The 19071-nt window shown below is 36.6% G+C and carries 16 protein-coding genes; 9 read left to right on the top strand and 7 right to left on the bottom strand.

Going from position 1 to position 19071, the window contains the following annotated elements; all coding sequences use genetic code 11:
• The first annotated feature begins 22 nt into the window (after nucleotides 1-22).
• Nucleotides 23-244 carry an SH3 domain-containing protein gene (locus tag HWV58_RS01530; RefSeq protein WP_175632367.1) on the top strand — a complete coding sequence of 74 codons (222 nt, stop codon included), beginning with the start codon at nucleotides 23-25 and terminating at the stop codon, nucleotides 242-244.
• A 104-nt stretch (nucleotides 245-348) separates the two neighbouring features.
• Here HWV58_RS01530 and HWV58_RS01525 read toward each other — a convergent pair whose 3' ends face one another.
• Together HWV58_RS01525 and HWV58_RS01520 are read right to left on the bottom strand one after the other, a co-directional pair.
• The gene (locus HWV58_RS01525) at nucleotides 349-618 is read right to left on the bottom strand and encodes a hypothetical protein (RefSeq protein WP_175632366.1); all 270 of its coding nucleotides are present in this window, start codon (nucleotides 616-618) and stop codon (nucleotides 349-351) included.
• A gap of 19 nt (nucleotides 619-637) precedes the next feature.
• Entirely contained in the window at nucleotides 638-1303 is a 666-nt protein-coding gene (locus HWV58_RS01520; RefSeq protein WP_175632365.1) for a DUF6904 family protein, read from the bottom strand.
• A 358-nt stretch (nucleotides 1304-1661) separates the two neighbouring features.
• On the opposite strand from HWV58_RS01520, the gene HWV58_RS01515 reads away from it, so the two are divergent.
• Nucleotides 1662-3080 carry an ATP-binding protein gene (locus HWV58_RS01515; protein ID WP_217706927.1) on the top strand — a complete coding sequence of 473 codons (1419 nt, stop codon included), beginning with the start codon at nucleotides 1662-1664 and terminating at the stop codon, nucleotides 3078-3080.
• A gap of 132 nt (nucleotides 3081-3212) precedes the next feature.
• Entirely contained in the window at nucleotides 3213-6200 is a 2988-nt protein-coding gene (locus HWV58_RS01510; RefSeq protein ID WP_175632364.1) for a DEAD/DEAH box helicase, read from the top strand.
• 74 nt (nucleotides 6201-6274) lie between these two features.
• Here the strand turns inward: HWV58_RS01510 and HWV58_RS01505 are convergent, their stop codons facing one another.
• Nucleotides 6275-6712: a metallophosphoesterase family protein gene (locus HWV58_RS01505; RefSeq protein ID WP_175632363.1), complete on the bottom strand. Its 438-nt coding sequence runs from the start codon at nucleotides 6710-6712 to the stop codon at nucleotides 6275-6277.
• 618 nt (nucleotides 6713-7330) lie between these two features.
• Between HWV58_RS01505 and HWV58_RS01500 the strand changes: the two genes are divergently transcribed.
• Nucleotides 7331-7885 (top strand): hypothetical protein, encoded by a 555-nt coding sequence (locus HWV58_RS01500; protein ID WP_175632362.1) that lies wholly within the window; start codon nucleotides 7331-7333, stop codon nucleotides 7883-7885.
• 158 nt (nucleotides 7886-8043) lie between these two features.
• Nucleotides 8044-9303, top strand: a complete 1260-nt coding sequence (gene dcm, locus HWV58_RS01495; protein WP_175632361.1) for a DNA (cytosine-5-)-methyltransferase — start codon at nucleotides 8044-8046, stop codon at nucleotides 9301-9303.
• A gap of 32 nt (nucleotides 9304-9335) precedes the next feature.
• Here the strand turns inward: dcm and HWV58_RS01490 are convergent, their stop codons facing one another.
• Both HWV58_RS01490 and HWV58_RS01485 read right to left on the bottom strand, forming a co-directional pair.
• On the bottom strand, nucleotides 9336-10100 hold the full coding sequence (locus tag HWV58_RS01490; RefSeq protein ID WP_175632360.1) for an Eco47II family restriction endonuclease: 765 nt from the start codon (nucleotides 10098-10100) through the stop codon (nucleotides 9336-9338).
• A gap of 275 nt (nucleotides 10101-10375) precedes the next feature.
• Nucleotides 10376-10987: a hypothetical protein gene (locus tag HWV58_RS01485; RefSeq protein ID WP_175632359.1), complete on the bottom strand. Its 612-nt coding sequence runs from the start codon at nucleotides 10985-10987 to the stop codon at nucleotides 10376-10378.
• 113 nt (nucleotides 10988-11100) lie between these two features.
• Here HWV58_RS01485 and HWV58_RS01480 point away from each other — a divergent pair, with 113 nt between their 5' ends.
• Genes HWV58_RS01480 through HWV58_RS01465 form a run of 4 tightly spaced genes read left to right on the top strand, consistent with a single transcriptional unit; the run spans nucleotide 11101 to nucleotide 17411 of the window.
• Nucleotides 11101-12210 carry a DNA cytosine methyltransferase gene (locus tag HWV58_RS01480; protein WP_175632358.1) on the top strand — a complete coding sequence of 370 codons (1110 nt, stop codon included), beginning with the start codon at nucleotides 11101-11103 and terminating at the stop codon, nucleotides 12208-12210.
• Nucleotides 12191-15094 carry an ATP-binding protein gene (locus tag HWV58_RS01475; RefSeq protein ID WP_175632357.1) on the top strand — a complete coding sequence of 968 codons (2904 nt, stop codon included), beginning with the start codon at nucleotides 12191-12193 and terminating at the stop codon, nucleotides 15092-15094. Before HWV58_RS01480 ends, HWV58_RS01475 begins: the two co-directional genes overlap by 20 nt.
• Nucleotides 15095-15099: 5 nt before the next feature.
• The gene (locus tag HWV58_RS01470) at nucleotides 15100-16698 is read left to right on the top strand and encodes a response regulator receiver domain (protein ID WP_175632356.1); all 1599 of its coding nucleotides are present in this window, start codon (nucleotides 15100-15102) and stop codon (nucleotides 16696-16698) included.
• Nucleotides 16695-17411 carry a hypothetical protein gene (locus HWV58_RS01465; protein ID WP_175632355.1) on the top strand — a complete coding sequence of 239 codons (717 nt, stop codon included), beginning with the start codon at nucleotides 16695-16697 and terminating at the stop codon, nucleotides 17409-17411. Before HWV58_RS01470 ends, HWV58_RS01465 begins: the two co-directional genes overlap by 4 nt.
• Here the strand turns inward: HWV58_RS01465 and HWV58_RS01460 are convergent.
• Complete coding sequence (locus tag HWV58_RS01460; protein WP_175632354.1) at nucleotides 17381-18367, bottom strand: HNH endonuclease; 987 nt, start codon at nucleotides 18365-18367, stop codon at nucleotides 17381-17383. The two genes, HWV58_RS01465 and HWV58_RS01460, sit on opposite strands and share 31 nt — an antisense overlap.
• Nucleotides 18368-18661: 294 nt before the next feature.
• On the bottom strand, nucleotides 18662-18895 hold the full coding sequence (locus tag HWV58_RS01455; protein ID WP_175632353.1) for a helix-turn-helix domain-containing protein: 234 nt from the start codon (nucleotides 18893-18895) through the stop codon (nucleotides 18662-18664).
• Between the last annotated feature and the right edge of the window lie 176 nt (nucleotides 18896-19071).

Below are 19071 nucleotides of genomic sequence, written 5' to 3'. Positions count from 1 at the left end.
GGAGAATATACAATCCCCTAACATGAAAATTAGCAATGTGGAGAGTTATCCTGCAGAGCCTCTATCATCAGTAAAGCTCAAAGAAATCAGTCTTCACTCAGGGCCAGGATTATCATATCCTGTTATTGAAACGCTTAAGCGTAATCAAAAAGTGAAACAGCTTGCAAAAAAAGGAGAGTGGGTGAAAGTGAAAGTCCTGTCCTCTGGAACTATAGGTTATTGTAATCTGGCAGGAATAAATTAATGTCATGTCCGAGTAGGGGCCAAGGATTGTAGGGAGATAAATTCATTTTACTTCCCTACAATATTTTTTCCTTAGAAGCTAAATCTGGCCTGATTGATCCCAAATCATTTTATATTTTGGAAATATAACAACTTTCTTTGATCCATCATGGTAAAGGATGTTGTACTATCCATTCCTTCGAGTCGAATATAGTCTGCCCAATTCTCCTCAATTTTTTCGATATCGTCTATAAAAAGTTCATCATAATATCCTATATTTTTCAAGGGGTCGGTATAAGACATAAGCTCTACGTTAACATTATCATAAAAACAAAGCATACCCATGTCCAATTGCTCCGCAATCACTTTGATCATTTCTATATCGGGCATCTTCATATCTTATCAATTTATTGAATTACCATTTAATTTCTGGGAAATCCCTGAATTCCAGTTCATGAATTTCACATCCATGGACCCGGGCGGAATGATTCAAATCTTGAATTATTCGTTTGTTCTCAGGCGACCAACTCGAAAAATAACTGTGCAGCAATTGAGCTATCTTGCGAAACCTTGCTTTCCCACCTGGCATGGATACAAAATCTATATGCAGTGTTTGGTAAATAATAAAAGTCATTTCGCCTCCAGTGCTCAGGCCACGACCGAAGAGCGGCACAATATCAGCAGCGCCCACCGCATCATATTTTAGCAAAGCCTGCTCAGTAACATATTCCAGCATGTAAAGATTGGCCTGGTTCTTTCGGTCAGTCATTATAAAGCCAGCATTTTCTCGAAGCGTATTTATAAAAATCAGTAAATCGGTCCACACTAACTGAAAACCATAGTAATGATGAGATTGTTCATCGTCAAAAGAGACCTGTTGGATAAGCCGTGTGCCCTGGAAGGCATGTCTAAGCTCATAAGCAAAATTCAAAAGCAACATATGCGCCCCTTTTTGATAAATATTACCTTCATCCAGAGCATCAGCAACATGATGCACGGTATCATAGAGACTGTTCAAATCTCCATAATCTCCGTAGATAGAGATTCCTGTTCCGTTTTTTGTCGGCGTAGCTTGTAACATATTTGCTAATATTAATAATTTCTCCCCCTAAATTAGGGAATCTCGGGAAAGCTCTTATAAACAATTCCACTTTCCAAAAAAACAGGTTAAAATGTTTTTTACCATCTGCCTTCGGAATTTTATTTGAACCCCAAAAAAGGATCTCCTTTTCCGACACTTATGAGAAATGTTCCGTACTACTGGAAAAGAATAAGTTATGACTAACTGCTGAAGATGAGCAGGATCAGTACATCCTTAAACCCATTTCGGCGACTGGCAGAATGACAATAATAAATACATTTACCCTAATTCTATTACAATTATTAATTATATTTACCCTAATTCTGTGACAGAAAGGCAATTAATTAACCCTAATTCTGTGACGAAATATTCATTAATTAACCCTAATTTTGTAACAACAAGTAGTTTTGGAATTAAAGTTTGTCAAATGTTCGATAGGATAATATTTACAGAGTTAGAAAAATGGATTACCAAATCAAATCGTAAACCATTAGTGATACGAGGCGCTAGACAGGTAGGTAAGACGACCGTTGTTGGGCAATTTTCAAAAAAATTTAAGCAGTACATCTATCTCAATCTCGAGCTTGCTGTTGACAGAAAGCCTTTTGAAGAGTTCACAACGATCGAACTACTCGTGCAGTCTTTGTTTTTTATTAAAAATCAGCCACTTACTCAAAGAAACGATACACTTTTGTTTATTGATGAAATACAGGAAGTGCCTGAGGCCTTAAACATTCTACGTTATTTTTATGAAGACCAACCAGGGATTGCGGTAATAGCCGCAGGTAGTATGCTCGAAACTTTATTTGATAAAAACATTAGCTTTCCGGTCGGAAGAGTGGAATATATGGTTTTAAGACCTGTTTCTTTTCCAGAGTTTTTGAGTGCTATGGATGAGCGGGAAGCGATAAATTATTTACAACAGGTACCCGCACCAACCTTTACACATGATAAACTCATGCAGCTATTTCATACCTATGCACTTATAGGGGGAATGCCGGAAGTTATTAAAGAGTATAGTAAAAACAAAGATCTACTGGAGTTGTCAGCAATCTTCGATTCGTTGATTACGGCATATATGGACGATGTTGAGAAATATGCCGGTACAAATGCACAGGCCTTACATATAGGTCATGCGATAAGGGCATCATTTGGACAGGCCGGTCAGCGTATTAAGTTTGAAGGTTTCGGAAATTCGCCCTACCGGTCCAGGGATATGGGAGAAGCATTAAGAACGCTGGAAAAGGCCCTGTTAATTGAGCTCATTTACCCGTCAAGTGATGTAAAACTGCCTTTGCTGCCAGACTATCGGAAATCTCCAAGGCTTCAGGTGCTGGATACTGGAATGCTTAATTATTTTGCTGGTATACAGACAGAGATTTTAGGAACTGATGATTTAAATAAAGTCTATCAAGGAACCTTAATTGAGCACTTGGTTGGTCAAGAGTTATTAGCCACACAGTTTAAATCTTTAAGTGCACTCCATTTTTGGGTACGGGAGAAGACTACTTCAAGTGCGGAGGTGGACTACGTTGTACCTTTTGAAGGGCAACTAATTCCGGTAGAAGTGAAATCAGGAGCTGAAGGTAAATTAAAATCTTTGCATATGTTTATGGATCTGTCCCCACATAATATGGCCATCCGATTTTATGCAGGCTCGCTGCACATTACTGATGCCATTACCCCCGGCGGCAAGAAATACAAACTATTGAATCTCCCTTATTATCTGGTATCTCAAATCGAGAATTACCTAACCTGGTTCAAAACGCAAATTTAGATTAGCAAGTTTACACGATTTTTTTCAAAAGATTTAAAATAGATTAGTGCATAGCATTTATTATCAAATCTTAGGATCATAGCTGTATATTCGAAAAGTAGTACAGAAAGATTATAATCGAATCCTACGTAAATGGAAAATTTGACTCAAGAACAAATTAATTTGTATAAGTCCCTATTTAAGGGAAGAGAAGATGTTTTCGCATTGCGATGGGAAAAAGAAAACAAAAGCGGATACTCACCAGCTTATTCGTATGACCCATATCTGTATAAAATTCACAAAATGAAAGGTGGAAGTTTTCAGAACTATACAGAAAAAACACATCAAGCGCTAGACAATATCCAGATCGCTAATCATCTAAATGGAAAACAATTTGTTGGAATTTATCCTCTTTTACAAAACAACACATCGTGGTTTATAGCTGCAGATTTTGATGAAAAAAATTGGATAAACGATTGTCGCTTATTTATAATTGAATGCAAAAAAAATAAAATCCCTTGTTACCTTGAGAGATCCAGGTCTGGCAATGGCGGGCATGTATGGATTTTTTTTAACAAGCCTTTCCCTGCTTACAAAGCCCGGAAGATTCTGTTAAAACTTCTTGAAAGCAGTAATGTAGTTTCAATTTTCGATAAAAATGCGAGTTTCGACAGAATGTTTCCAAATCAGGACTACCTTTCTGGAAAAGGGATTGGTAATCTCATCGCCCTACCACTAAATCAAACAATTAGTAGCCAAGGAAATAATTGTTTCATAGATCCCGATACACTACAAAAATATGATGACCAATGGGGCTTTCTAAAAAAGATAGAGCGTATCGACATACAATATTTAGATGATATATACACATCGCTTTTCAATGAAGCGGCTAATGAAAATGCGTCCCCTACAAAATTGACAATCAGCCTTTCTAATGATGTTAAAATCAGTAGAGAAGGCCTGACACCAGCCTTGACAGAGTTTCTAAGGGAATCATTAAATTTTCCGAATACAGAATTTATCATTAGAAAAAATAGCGGTAAGAGCACATTTGGTTTACCCAGATATTTTAGGTTTATCCGAGAAAATGCCAGTGGTTTTTCAGCTCCTAAGGGCTTCATAGGAAAACTTATCAGATTCTGTTTAGAGCAGAAGATTGATTATGATCTTAAAGATCTAAGAACTCTAAGACCTGAAATACTTTTTTCGTTTTACCCAAAACTCCGAGAGTATCAATTCCCAGTTATTGCAGCAGCAGAAAAGAAAAATATTGGAATTATTGTAGCTCCGCCTGCGACAGGAAAAACTGTAATGGGCTTAAAAATAATTGCATCAAAACAGCAACCTGCGCTTATATTGGTACACAGGAAACAATTAGCAGATCAGTGGGCGGAAAGAATCGAAACATTCTTGGGTATACAAAAACAGGACATAGGCACAATTGGCCAGGGCAAAAGAAAAATCGGCACCCACATAACGATCGCAATGATTCAGAGCCTGGTTAAAGAGCTTAAAGGCGAAAATGCAGTTCAAATAAAATCCTCATTCGGGACTATAATTGTAGATGAATGTCATCATATCGCGGCTGAAACCTTCAGTGGCACGATTGGTCAACTTAATTCATATTATCTTTATGGCCTCACGGCTACGCCATTTCGTAAAAATGATAATGGAAACTTAATCTCTGTACATCTTGGGGAAATAATATCGGAAATAGAAAGCAGTAGTGTAAAAAACGAACAATCACCGGAAATAATTATAAGGAATACAGCACTTGATGTACCATATAATGCAAAAACAGATCGTTTTGAAACACTATCAAACATACTGATACATGACAGTTTAAGAAATAATTTAATTATAGAGGATATTACATTACAAATTGGCCGAGGTAAAAAAGTAATTATTCTAACAGAGCGCAAAGAACATATTGAAACTTTGCACCAGCAGCTCAAAAGAAACTTTGAGGTCATCACACTTAGTGGGGATGACTCAGAAGCTAACCGGAAAATGAAATGGGGAGCTTTAAATTCCGGAAATTATCAAGCCCTTATTACCACTGGTCAATTTTTTGGAGAGGGTTCAGATCTGAGCAACGCACAATGTCTGTTCCTTGTATATCCATTCTCATTTGAAGGCAAATTAGTGCAGTATATTGGAAGAGTTCAAAGATCTGAAATTAAACCAATTATCTATGACTACAGAGATATAAAGATTGAATATCTAAATCGAATGTTTCTTAAAAGAAATGTCTACTACAGAAAATTAGAAAAAACACTAACTCTATTTGATGATTTTGATGAGCAGAAAGAATTACCGAAATCACAGCAAGAATCAATTATAGAAAAATCAATAAATATTCCCATTGAAAAGCTTGATTTCCTATATGGAGCAGTTTCTTTTGATATATCAGTGAAAGATTATGGAATGGAAATCAATTTTGATATTGAAAATTTGACGATAAGGCCGGAATTTGAGGTTTTGAAACCATACTTTGAAAAATTTTTAAAATCAAAGTCGGTTAGAGCCGAAATTTCTTTAGTCTTAAGAAGTGGCAATATCATAGCTAAATCGGCTAGGTCGGAAGATATAAATAAATTAAGCAGGGAAATTATTGAGGCGGCCAGATTCCGGTATGTAGAAAATACTTTGTTTAAGCGAAATTCAGGATATAAGATAGATGCCACTCAAAATGGGGGAGCAATTTCTGAGGGCAATAATTTGCCTTATGAATCCGGCGAGGAGTTACTTAATGATGTTTTGAATAAAGGAAATTACAGGCACCAAAGACAATTGAGGTATTTGGCTGAATTCCATGCCACTCATATATTAAAAGTTAGATTTGTCTTAAGTCCATTCGCATTCTTGTTTCTCTTGGATGGGAAAGATCACTTCCATATGATAATGGAAACATTAGACAGTGAAGAAGCAACATATATTTGGCGTATCAATAAAAGTGTTGGTGATTTAAAAATCGAACTTGAACGAATAAATGAGTATGTCAGAGTAATAAGAAATCAAGGTAGGCTAGCTTACTTAACTTCTGCGCCATCAAACTTCAGCCGCATCCTACATGACTATTCAGATGAGCGGAAAGGATTTGTAATCTGGAAAGACACTCTTGAAGAACAGATAATTTGATTATTCTCGGAGACAATAGCTCATACCCCAAATACAAATATTTTCTGCCGCAAAACTAAGCAAATCTTTAAAATCTAGTCCAGAATCTCGAGAAGTTTAGCTGAACTAAAATTAGTATGCTCCCCTGATCTTACATAACCAAGTTGATTGGTTGACATTATTGTTTTACCAATTTTAAAAGGCAAAGTGTTTTGGTGATGATGTCCATATATCCAATAAAGAGGATTATGTTTTTCTATCATCTCAGTTAATTCTACAGCAAATGCTTCATTCAGTATACTTCCCAAAAACCTGGAAGGATAGTTCATTAAAGTTGGTACATGATGAGTAACTACAATCTTTTGCTGTCCATTTTCATTTGATATTTCATCCTGAATAAAGTCTAAACTTTCCTGATGTAGTTTATTGTAATCAGCTGGCCTGAAAACTTGCCCATTATTCCGGATCACGTAAAAATCGGACATTCCATCAAATATCTGTCTCTCATTTGGAGGACTAATGTGAGACCACATTGTTGAAAAGATTAAATCGTAATCTGTAGCTTTGATCGTAATGTTGTTGACCAGTTGAACATTATTTTTGATCTGCTCTAGATGGGCCCCAGAACATCTGGCGATATCACCGTAATAGGTGTTTGGGCATCACTGCGCATTAAACTACGCTAATGGTGATCAACAGGCTTAACCGCAACAATATTAAAAGCCCTATCCTTGTCGGATATGAAAATATATTTAGAAGAGTCTTCAGAAGAAAAATAATTCTGAGCGGTTGCAAGCGGTATCGGCTTGTCTCTCCTTTGTGGGCAATTCCTTCAGGGTTTGATACTGCTTATTTGCTAGGCGAATCAAGGGGCTACATTCAGCTTTATTTTGAATGCAGTTATGTCTCTTAAATTCTTTTTTACCTTGAAGATGGGGCCTAGAACGTTTACACACATGCTTCTGGCATTTAAACTATTACTCTTTTTCATTGCAAGCTGATGCGCTGTTTCATGCAGGCTAGCCGTACTGGTTTTTACCAGGCAATCCTATCTGGCTGTTCGTCAACCTAGCTTTATGGATTAAAGACATTTGAGCCCGTTTTTCCCTTGCGGTTCATTCAGCTATTACTTACTTTAGCTGAAAAAGATCATGGCCTATAAGACCTTTGATATACGGGGAAATGAAATTGTACAGCACGACTTGCAAGACAAAGGGGATTGGTGTGAAAAGGGGGCGAGCTTTGAGGAAGTATTCGTCAGGCGCTACCCACACCTTGAACTTATAATCAACCCTGAGAAGCAATATAATATTTACGCGCCGGATCTTTCTTACAAGGAAAGTGGCTTGTATGCTGATCTTAAAACACAGAATACCCCATTTTTCCTTTCTGGTGCCAAGTATGGGATCAATCCCCAGTACGCAGTTACCTTTAATGAAAAGGACTTTTTGCGCTACCGGGAAAATTATCCCGGCATAGATATCTATTTTTGGGTCGATTGGCAAGCAATCAGGTTCGTAGGGCCAAGGGAAATATTGGTACAGCCTATGGTTGGCGTTTGGCACCTAAAATATGATGATATGCTTAAAGCTGTAGCTTCGGCGCCGCTACATGCCTATACCCAACGGGTGGGGGATCAAAAGGGAAATGCTAAGGGAAGTTTTGTGTTGGATCTTAAAGGCGGGGCTTTCACCCGGATTGCCTAACTGAAAAAGTAAAAAAATGGCTGGCTATTTCCAGCAGATTATTGATTGTCCCTGCGCCAACACACTATAAAGGAATAATGTGGAAAACTAATTTTTTTAGTATATTCGCAATTTCAGATATGTTTCTATTTTTGTAACCATGTATAAGGTTGTGTAATATGGTTATAAAGGACAAGTACTCCCTAGAGGAGGTTGCTTCGATACTCTCCAGAAGCAAAGAAACCTTAAGAAGGTGGGACCGGGCAGAAAAGCTAAGCGCCCACCGTGACCCCATGAGCAATTACCGATACTATACCCTAGACCAACTCCAACAGTTCGAAGAATTCCAGAATATGCCCAAAAACAAAACCCTAGACCAGAGGATATCATTACCTAAAGCTGACAACCAATATAGTGTACTTGAGCTCTTTGCCGGCGCCGGCGGGCTGGCCATAGGCATGGAGAAGGCGGGGCTAAAATGCCTTGCCTTGAATGAAATTGATAAATACGCAGTTAAGACTTTACAGGCAAACAGGCCGGAATGGAATGTCATTCCCGGCGATATACGGGATATTTCCTTTAAGGAATACAAGGATAGGGTTGATGTGGTGACAGGCGGCTTTCCCTGCCAAGCCTTTAGCTATGCTGGAAAACGGTTCGGGTTTGATGACGCCAGGGGAACCCTTTTCTATGAGTTCGCAAGGACGGTACAGGAAACCAACCCAAAGATCTGTATCGGGGAGAATGTGAAAGGTCTGTTGAACCACGATTCGGGACGTACGCTTAAGACAATGATTGCCATTTTGGATGAGATCGGTTATAGGGTTATTGACCCAAAAGTATTGCGTGCAATCTTTTACAATGTCCCACAAAAGCGGGAACGGCTGATATTGGTTGGGGTGAGGAAAGATATTGACATCGATTTCAATTACCCCCTGGCCAGTAAAAAAGTATTCACCCTCCGTGATGCCCTAAAGGCAGGGACACTGTTTGAGACGGACGTACCGCATTCTGCCGGGACGAAATACCCTGCATCAAAAAAAGATGTTTTGGACCTTGTACCCCCAGGCGGGTACTGGCGGGATCTTCCCTTGAACATCCAGAAGCAGTATATGCAAAAAAGCTTTTATCTTGGCGGTGGAAAGACTGGCATGGCCAGGAGGATCAGCTGGGACGAGCCATCGCTTACCCTAACTTGCAGTCCTGCACAGAAACAGACCGAAAGGTGCCATCCTGACCACACCCGGCCTTTTACTGTAAGGGAATACGCCAGGATACAGACTTTTCCAGACGAATGGGAATTTCAGGGGCCAGTCTCTGCACAGTACAAACAGATAGGCAATGCAGTGCCAGTCAACTTGGCAGCAGCGATAGGGGGCTCAATTGTTGAATTCCTGAACTCCTATTATGCCCAGGCCGAGAAACTTAAAAGTGCCTGATAGCCACAAAGGCAGGCGGTTAAAATACTGCATCAAAGCTTATCAAAGCCATTGTAATATCCGAAATTATCAAAAGTGATTTGATCCAGGATGCTGCGGTGGCTTTTTTCAATCTCCTTGTTGATCTCTGAAAGTGCAGAATTCTTTGCCTGCTCCTCTGCTTTGGGGATCTTGGCCAGATAGGCATCTGTAGCCTTTGGCAAGGCAAGGTATAGCTTTGCCAATGCATCATCCTCACCAGTTAAAAGGGCGTAGAACCGGTCGCCGGAAATCTTGTTTACCCTGCTATGGCTATACTCTTTCCCATTTATGATGCCTGCCCATTTGGAATCAAAACTGTCAGTCGCCAGGATTTGAACCCAGTAGCAGGTAGATTTCTTGAAATTGTCCGCATATTTGGCCAGCTTCTGGAAAAGGGCTTCCGCGGCACTGCTGTTCATTGTATTGTGCTTGTTTTTGATATCGGCGAAAAGAGTGTCGTTTGTGGCTTTGATGTCGAAGCCGCTAAGCTTCCCAATCTCAAACCCCTCAATTCCCCCTAGTATCTGCTCGTGGAAAGTCCCTATGGAATTATTGATTGATTTATCGATTTGGCGGAGGATCTCCGATTCGATCAAAGCCTCCTCATCGATTTCATTGAACTTGGTATCAAAGGTTAGTTTAATGGTATCTACCTTATTTTTATAAAAGTCCTTTTTATTTACGTTGTTTTTGGCGCGGAGGTAAGAGCTGTGGAGATTTGCGATACATTTCAAAAAGTGTTCATCAGAAATGTAATTTAGATATTTGTTGGCCATTCTGTTTTTCTTCAAAAATAACAAAATCTTCAATATTTGTTATTTGAAATAAATACTGTACCCTGAGGTGTTTACTGAGGTGGTGCAACTGAAAAGAAAACAGTGATTGATTGCATGGTAGTTTAATTTAAACAAAATCGGATAGCGTCGATATGCAAAAGGGTAGCGTAATTTCGAAAGAAAGAAATACCGGTGGCATTGCAATTGAAAAAAATGTACTTAGGGGACTATTTCAATTTCATTGATTTGAAACGAAGTTTTAACTTATCTATTTTTCACCTAAATTGGTTTAGATTTTGAGGTACTTTAAGTTCTATAATTCCTTTGATAAACTGTTGTCTTTGCGCAAGAGGTGTTTTACCTCTAGAAAAACTTGTATAATGATCGTAACTTAAATTGTCTGTAATAATATCAGCTCCCCCATCATGAGCAATTTCTTTTGCAAGATGTGTCATGTAAAGGAACGCGAGGTTTTCGGTTAACAAAATCCCATCCTGCGTACGCATACCGATTTTTTGCTCTTCGCAATATGCTATCCATGAGTAGGAAAATTTTCCTTCATATATTTCGTAATTCCATGTGTTAGGATTTCTCCAATCCCTTAATACATTTGGTTTGTTAAATAATCCACTGAATTGATACGGTTTTTGTAAAAACTTTTCAGTTTCTGTAATGGCGTTCAGTGTTGCACGATAACCTTGACTGTCAGTTGGAGAAAATAACTCCACAAGGTTTGTTTCATTTTGTAATCTAAGGTAATCATCACTTATTAAATGCATATGGTTGTATGGAACAATACTTTCCAAGCGATCTAAATACAGGATAGCGAATTTTAGCCAATTGGTTGTAGGGGGCTCAAAATTAGGATAGTAGATTAGCTTCTTCATAATATAAAAATAGAAGAAAAAACGTTAAGAAGGGTAATCAGTGTAATACTGTAAACACAGTGAAAATTTTGTAATTTTGTAATTTTGTAATAACTTGCCATATCTATAATTAAATGGGCTCAGAGAAAAATACATCCGCAAATACTGTTGCGGCAAATAATACTATTAAAGCCGTTGATTTTTTCTGCTCTGGCGGTGGCATGAGCTACGGTATGCAGCAAGCAGGAATAGAAATTTTAGCAGGCATAGATTTTGATCAAAATTGCGAGGCAACGTATAAAGCAAATATCAAAGATGCTGAATTTATTCATGCTAATGTATTTGATTTAGAAGCCGAAGACCTTCAAAAAAAGCTTTCTTTAAAGAAAAACGATGACAATTTATTATTAATTGGCTGTAGTCCATGCCAATTTTGGTCGATTATAAATACAACGAAGGAAAAATCAGCACAGTCTAAAAACTTATTAAAAGAGTTCCATCGTTTTGTTACTTACTTCAATCCTGGCTATGTAGTAGTAGAAAACGTTCCTGGAGTTTTAAAGAAAAAGGAAGAAAGCGGATTAAATGAGTTTGTTACATGGCTTGAAGACAAAGATTACAAAGTTCATTTTAAAGTTCATGAGGTTAGCAGTTATGGCGTACCACAACATCGAAAAAGATTTACTTTAATCGCAAATAGAATAACAGGAATAGAATTAGAGCCCGTAATATCACAAAGCAAGAAAGTTACCGTTAGAGATGTTTTAGGTGAGCAAAACGGATTTCCAAAAATAAAACAAGGACATAAAGATGAGACCGACTTTATACATAGCGCTGCAGGTTTAAATGCCCTTAACTTAGAAAGGCTCAGTTTGACGCCTCAAAATGGCGGTACTAGGTTAGCTTACGTTTATGATGAAAGATTGGCTCCTCCCTGTCATTACGGCAAAATAGACGGATTCAAAGATATTTATGGGCGTATGTGGTGGGACAAGCCAGCACCTACTATTACAACGAAATTTTTTAGCTTTTCGAATGGGAGATTCGCACACCCGGAGGAAGATAGAGCGATCTCTCTAAGAGAGGGTGCAGTTTTACAATCTTTCCCCTTGCATTATAAATTTAAAGGAACTAGTATTGCAGGTATTGCCAGGATGATTGGCAATGCAGTACCTCCTAAATATGCCGAAGCGGTAGGCAAGGCAATTATACAAAATCATCAGAATGGCACAATTCAGGACTAAAGCAAGGGCCGTAGATTTATTAGGAAAAGGTCAAATTGCTGATCTTCCCACAGCGATTACTGAGCTGTGGAAAAATGGATTTGATGCATATGCAGATAATTTAACTGCAGAGCTTTATTTGCCTGGATATCAAAATTTAAATAGCCCTATTTTTCTGATCACGGATGATGGTAAGGGGATGTCAAATAAAGACATCTTTGATAAGTGGCTGGTGCTCGGTACGGATTCTAAAAGTCGTACAAAAGATATAGATGTGGAAGGTATAGATACCCTTTGGAAAAAACCGCGGATAAAAGCGGGCGAAAAAGGAATTGGAAGGTTGTCTGTTGCTTTTCTTGGTTCTCCCATGTTGATGCTTACCAAGAAGCTTGGACACAAACTTCAAATTATGTACTTTGACTGGCGTCTTTTAGAGAACTATAATCTCTTTCTGGATGACATCCAAATTCCAGTTGTAGAAATTAGTAGTATCGATGATATACGGAATAGTTTTGAAATTCTTAAAAAGGAATTTCTCTCAAATTTCAAAAGAGTTAAAGACGTTGCTGGGAATCAAGTATGGGAGGAGTCTCAAATTCCTCTTCGAGACCTAATAATTACCACTACAACCGCAGTTGAACTTCCTAATTTCTTTGAAAATGAAATTGTTAATAGCTTAATTGACGTTCTCGATGACCATGGTACAAAATTTATAATATTTAAGCCGGAAGAACAAATACTGAATCTCATAAGTGCAGAAGACAATAATGATAATGAATTTGTTAGAAGTAGTTTAGCAGGATTTATAAATCAGTTTAAAGATAAAAAAGATAGACTACCTATTAATTCATCATTTCCAATTCACAGAGAAATTGGAAATGATTCAGATTTTCTCAATCAAGCGGGGAATTTTTTTAGCCCAGCAGACTATGACTTAGCTGATATTGTAATTGAAGGTGAATTTGATGGTTTGGGGTCTTTTAAAGGGGATCTAAAGATATATGGGGAGAAAATCCAATACCAATTTAATAATTCTCGAAAAAAGGATAAAAGAAGCGATTATGGTGCTTTCCCAATTAAACTCGGCTACTCTCCAGGTAATTTTAGTGAAACGAAATTAGAACGCAAACTTTATGATAATATTAATCAAAAAATTGAACGATATGGTGCTCTTTACCTTTATAGAGATGGTTTTAGAGTCTTACCATATGGGCGAACGGAATATGATTTTTTAGAATTTGAAAAACGCCGTTCAATGCGTGCTGGTACATATTTCTTCAGTCATAGGCGCATGTTTGGATACATTGAGTTGGCTAGGAACCGAAATGAAAATTTGAAAGATAAGTCAAGTCGAGAAGGGTTGATCAATAATGCGCCATATAGAGCATTCAAAGGGGACTTAGAAGCATTTTTTATAGATCTTTCTAAAGAATTTTTTGGTTCCGAAGCGAAACAAGGGATCTTTTTAGACAAGAAAAAAGATTTAAAAGATCAGTCTAACGCATTGAAAAAAGATAAGATTAGAGAGACAGAAGCGAAAAAAGCGTTCACAAGAAGCTTAAAAGAATATCCCGTAAACTTTAAGAAATATCAGGAAAACTACAAACGTTTGCTGAACGAGTTAAATATCAAATTAAATAAATCGAAAATAATCTATCAGGAGCTCGAAGAAATCCTGGAACAAATTCAAACCCTTGACATAGAATTTAAAAATTTTATACCTAAACCATCAAAAGCCTACCAACCTACAGAACTTCAACTTGATAGATTGTATCAATATGAAAATGAAGTTGAAGAATTTAATAATACTATACAAAAAGAAAGCAAACAGCTAATTGATAGGGTTCACACTGAACTTCAAATTAAAGAACTAAAATTAGAGTTTACTAGGCAGTATACAAGGTATCAAGCCGAATTAGAAAGTGTCCTGTATAAAAATAAAAAAAACCTTGACGATAAATTTAGAGAAATATTGACCGAATTCGACTATCGATCAAATTCAATATTGGAAGATTTGAAGTTTACCAAGGATGATCTAGAGGCATCGATTGACACAAAAGATGATATTATAACAAGTTCATCTAGCATTCAAAATAAATTTGGACAACTTTCAGAACTTATAAGTTCTGAAATTAGTCCTTTGGTTGAACACGTCCAAAAGTTATCTTTTGAAATTGATGAAGAATTGGTACAAGGAGCATATCGAGCTGAATATGAAAATATTAAATATCAATGGGAGCAGACTAGGGATGCCGCTCAACTCGGAATTGCAGTGGAAATTATTGATCATGAGTTTAATGTTCTGTACTCTCAAATTAATTCTGTGATTGAAAAATTAGAGGGAGGTTTACCTCAAAGTATCTCACCGCTCTTTAATAACCTTAAAAAATCGTTCAAAAGCTTGGAAGATAAATATGGTCTATTGTCTCCTTTGTATCGAATTTCTGGTAGTAGTGCAAAAACAATTACTTGTAAGTCCATCTTCCAATATCTTGAAGATTTCTTCGAAAGAAAAATCAAAGAAGAGGGAATTAGGTTTTCTGCATCAAAGAATTTTCTTTCTCACATCCTCGAAATTAAAGAACCAGTCGTTCACACCGTATTTATCAATTTAGTTAATAATGCAATTTATTGGCTAAGAAGCGTAGAGAATAAAGAAATATATTTTGATTATCTAAAAGCTACTGGCGAAATTCTAATTATGAACTCTGGTCTGAAAATAGAAAACCATAGACTTACTAAAATTTTTGAGCTCTTTTATTCTAACCGGCCCGGCGGTCGAGGAATTGGTCTCTATCTTTCTAAGCAAAGTCTCGCAGATAGCTATTTTGAAATCTATGCAACTAATGAATCTCGATACAATAGGCTTGAAGGAGCCTGCTTTGTAATTAAACAAATAATCTAAACTAAATGGCCTCTCTTCTATATAATCAGACAGCAAAGAAAATTATCAAAGACTCCATTAAATCAGTGGTTTTTATTGATGAAAAAGCTCTCGAAGCTTATGTACCTATTCCAAATAAACCTACTTTAGAAGAAGATCTTTCTCTAAAATTATTTAGAAAATTCAAAAAATCAGGAGCTTCTCTTACAGTTCACAAGTTTTTTAAAGATGATTTATCAAAACCTGAATTGATGAAATATCTGTTTGATAATCGCGATTTAGTGCTGCTTGATTGGGAACTAGATGAGGATTACGCCACAGGAAAAAGTTATTCTTTGAGATTGTTAGCAGATGTTGTAGCTTCAGCCCACCTTCATTTCTGCGCTATCTATACTGCCACGACTAAAGAAAGTGATGTTTTTGATAATATTGTGTCTTTTTTTTTCGGAAAAAACACTACCGATTTTGAACAAATAAGAGTAGATACTGATCCCTATTTATCTGAAATCAGTAAGGTTTTAGACGCTGTTGACATATACAATCCACAAAATAATGCAAGGTTAATACCACAACTAAAAGAAATTGAGGGGTTCATTGGTACTGCAATAAAGTCGACTGGCATAAAGGAACTGACACGTGCTTTAATAGCGATAAAAATTGCAAATAATACAAGCTTCATTACTTCTACAAATAGAAATCATGAACCAGAATTTATTGATAGGCCCAATAAGATAGTCGTCATTAATAACACAATTGTCACTTTAATTAAAAAAGATCACAGAAGAGATCCTAATAGACTTTTAAACCGTTTGTCCACTCAAATTTCAAAATCCAATAATAGTTTTACTCAATTGTTGGGAATTGAAATGCAGAATATTTTTGCTCGAAAAGGTTCTTTCGTTGATTCGAATCTACTGAATATATCACTTAAAACATTTCTTTATCACAGAAGACAAATGATAGGAAAGTCATCAGATTTACCATTTGAATTATTTATTAAAGATTTATTGATTGCACAAGCTAAACTAAACCTACGAGATGAGCGACTGACTATTCTTGAAACGTCATTTCTTGATAAGGTAACGCCTAAGCGCTTGAGTGCGACGATTAATGATATAGCAAAAATTAATACCTTCTACAATGGATCTTCACTGAGAGAGGAGCGAAAAGTGAATTTTGGGGATATTTTCAAAGTTGGCACTGAAGAATATTATATGTGCATTACTCCTTTGTGCGATTGTCTTTACCCTGAGGATAATATTAAAAATAAATATTTTTTTGTCAAAGGAATATCGTTTAAGAATTTGGAAGAGGCTATATCTTTAGGGGATGAAGCATTTATATCATATCTGGATGAAAACACTTGCATTTCTTGGGCGGGGGCACCACCAAAAAGTAGTAAAACTGATAAACATAAACCAATATATGTAAAACCGAACCAACTTTATGTCGCCAAGAGCATTATTATTGGAGGTAAGCTTAACGCTAACGATTTTGTGAAAGGGAAGTCTGTTAATATTGACATGACATACTGTTTTACATTAAGACAACAATATGCTCAAAGAATTGCTAATCATGCATTTTCTCATCCTCTAAGGATTGGGATCGACTTTGTTAAAAAATGAAAACAGTTGAGTCTATACGCATCCTCCTAAGTTTATTTGTTACGATTAAGCAGAATTATGATGCTTTAGGTTTTTATGAAACTTATTTATCTGAAGAAGTTTTAAATCATCCCCAAGTTCCTTCCAGAAAGGAGTATAATGTAGATGAAGCAATAATAGAGTCATTATGGTTTCAAATTATTTTGAAATCCTGTAGTTTTTTGGAGGAATGGGATTCGTTTCTAGCTGTAAAAACTGGTGTCGAAGATCGATATAAAATATTACTGATCAAGAAAGTTGTCGCGCCGGCACGTAAAGAGATAAGCAAATGGAAAGAACTGAAAAAATTCAGGAATGAAGTCATTGCACATAATCTAAGAAATAGCGCTAAATCATTTAGTTTAGACGATATGCATGCTTATAATTGTCCCTATACTTTCGAAGAACTTTATTACCTTGTATCATACTTAGAGAGAATGATAAACGTTCTGGTTGCAAATTTCGATCGCGAAGCTGCAGAGGTTAATTTGCTAGCATTTCAAGCATTCAAAAAGGACCGTAATTATCCGCATGCACGTACTTCCAAAGAGATGGAGAAAAGTTTATCTAAAGTAGACGAATTAATTAGTGAGAACATTTGGGCAATACCTCGACATGACATGATGACGGCTATGTTAAACAAAAAAACGACAAAATTTAATTACTATTTTTTGAATACATTGTTCCTGTGGTAGTTCATATAAAATTCACTTGCTTTCTTCAGCTGAATCTTAATCCCTACGCGCAAATGCAGCGACTCGTAATCCGAAACATAGGGTGAAATTATAATAACTCCATTTTCGTCAAATGAGATTAACCCCTTGTCGAACAATTTATCATAGGTTGGCAATAATAAAAGGCCGTTGTATGCATCTAACTTTTCAACGTTGTTGGATTTTGCCCAGGGTTTTATGTGCGATGCAACAAGTAGAGATGTATCATTGAATCCAGAAATTGCGCAACTGCCCCAAACTTTTATTAAGTCATTTCTGAATTTTCCCTGACCTATCCTGGCTGAAATAAGTATCTCTTTCTCTGTATTATTTAAATTATTTGATAACGCGATGTCCAATATTGCTTTTACATCACCAGCTGATGAGCTACCTGTGCTGTATTCCAGGTAAAGATCAAAAGCTCTGCTATACATATTGTTTCCGGTGTTATTTTTAGTTTTATACGTGGGAATGTTAAAATATAGCTTATGCAAATTATTCAACTCATCGATACTATTAATTGCCCATACATCTTGTGGAATAATTCCATCGGTGATTAAGTTATTTGAAATCGTTTTCATTGCCCCAACATATTTATCGGGTCTTGATATCTGCTTTTGGTTAATCTTTAACCAATTAAGGAAGCCAAGTTCATTAGAAATCCTAGATGCTGATGACAGCGCTGGCGAATGGTTATTCTGCAACGAATATTTAAAAGGCCTATGAGAAGTATTTTGAATAAAGGAAGCCTGCGCACTTCTAATTACCCGTCTAATTTGACTTTCAGAAATAGGGTTACCGGTCTTTTGAAAATGATTTTTTTTACCCAATTCTAGAGCAATTTCCTTTGCGGTAAGAGGCTGTGACTCGGTTAATACTTTAATAATTAGGTTTCTATAATTATCCATATCTAAGTAAGTTGCAGGATTATTTATCATCAGACAGTGTGTATCTTTTCACCAACCAAATAATACAGAGGCTTTGGTCTTTTTCCTAACTCTTTTGTTTCTTAGCTAGTTAATTTCTTTTTTTACTCTGCTTTTCACATATAGGGTTAATAATATATATACACCTGCTACGTAAACTAATGTGATAACATCATAATTTTCCCCTCTCGGTTTGTTTGGGTCGCCAGTTGAAATAAATATAGCTTCTCTAAGCACGCCTCCCAACAAGAAAGCCACTACTACACGAACCCAAGCTTTTTTAAAGTGGTGTATATACATCTTGCATTATTTTTTTACTTTGAAACCTTCAATTTGACTATTACTCCAGTCGCTAGGATATAGCAACTCCCTTATGTCAACTCTAAGAAATTCGGCTATCCTGCTTAAGGTTGTTAATGTAGGCTGTTGTTTATTATGAACCCATCTGGATACAGTTGACTTTTTAACTTCTAAAAATTTAACCAAGTCTTTGTTACCGGCTTTCTTTTCTTTTAAAACTTCCCCAATTCGGTTGATCATAAATAGTGTAAATAAAAGTTGCTTTTATTAAGCAACTTTATTATATTTGTTATTAGTTATTTATAGCGACAAATAGAGTTGGGGGAACCTGGCTTTAACGATGTCTCTCGTGGTAGAAAACCGTCAATTTTCGCATGAGACGATCGTGAGTTCGCCATATCTATTGAGTTTTGCTA

It is taken from the genome of Pedobacter ghigonis (assembly GCF_903166585.1).
GTDB classification, from domain to species: domain Bacteria; phylum Bacteroidota; class Bacteroidia; order Sphingobacteriales; family Sphingobacteriaceae; genus Pedobacter; species Pedobacter ghigonis.
Note: the sequence above shows the minus strand (reverse complement) of the source record. Positions and strands in the feature narration are given on the sequence as shown.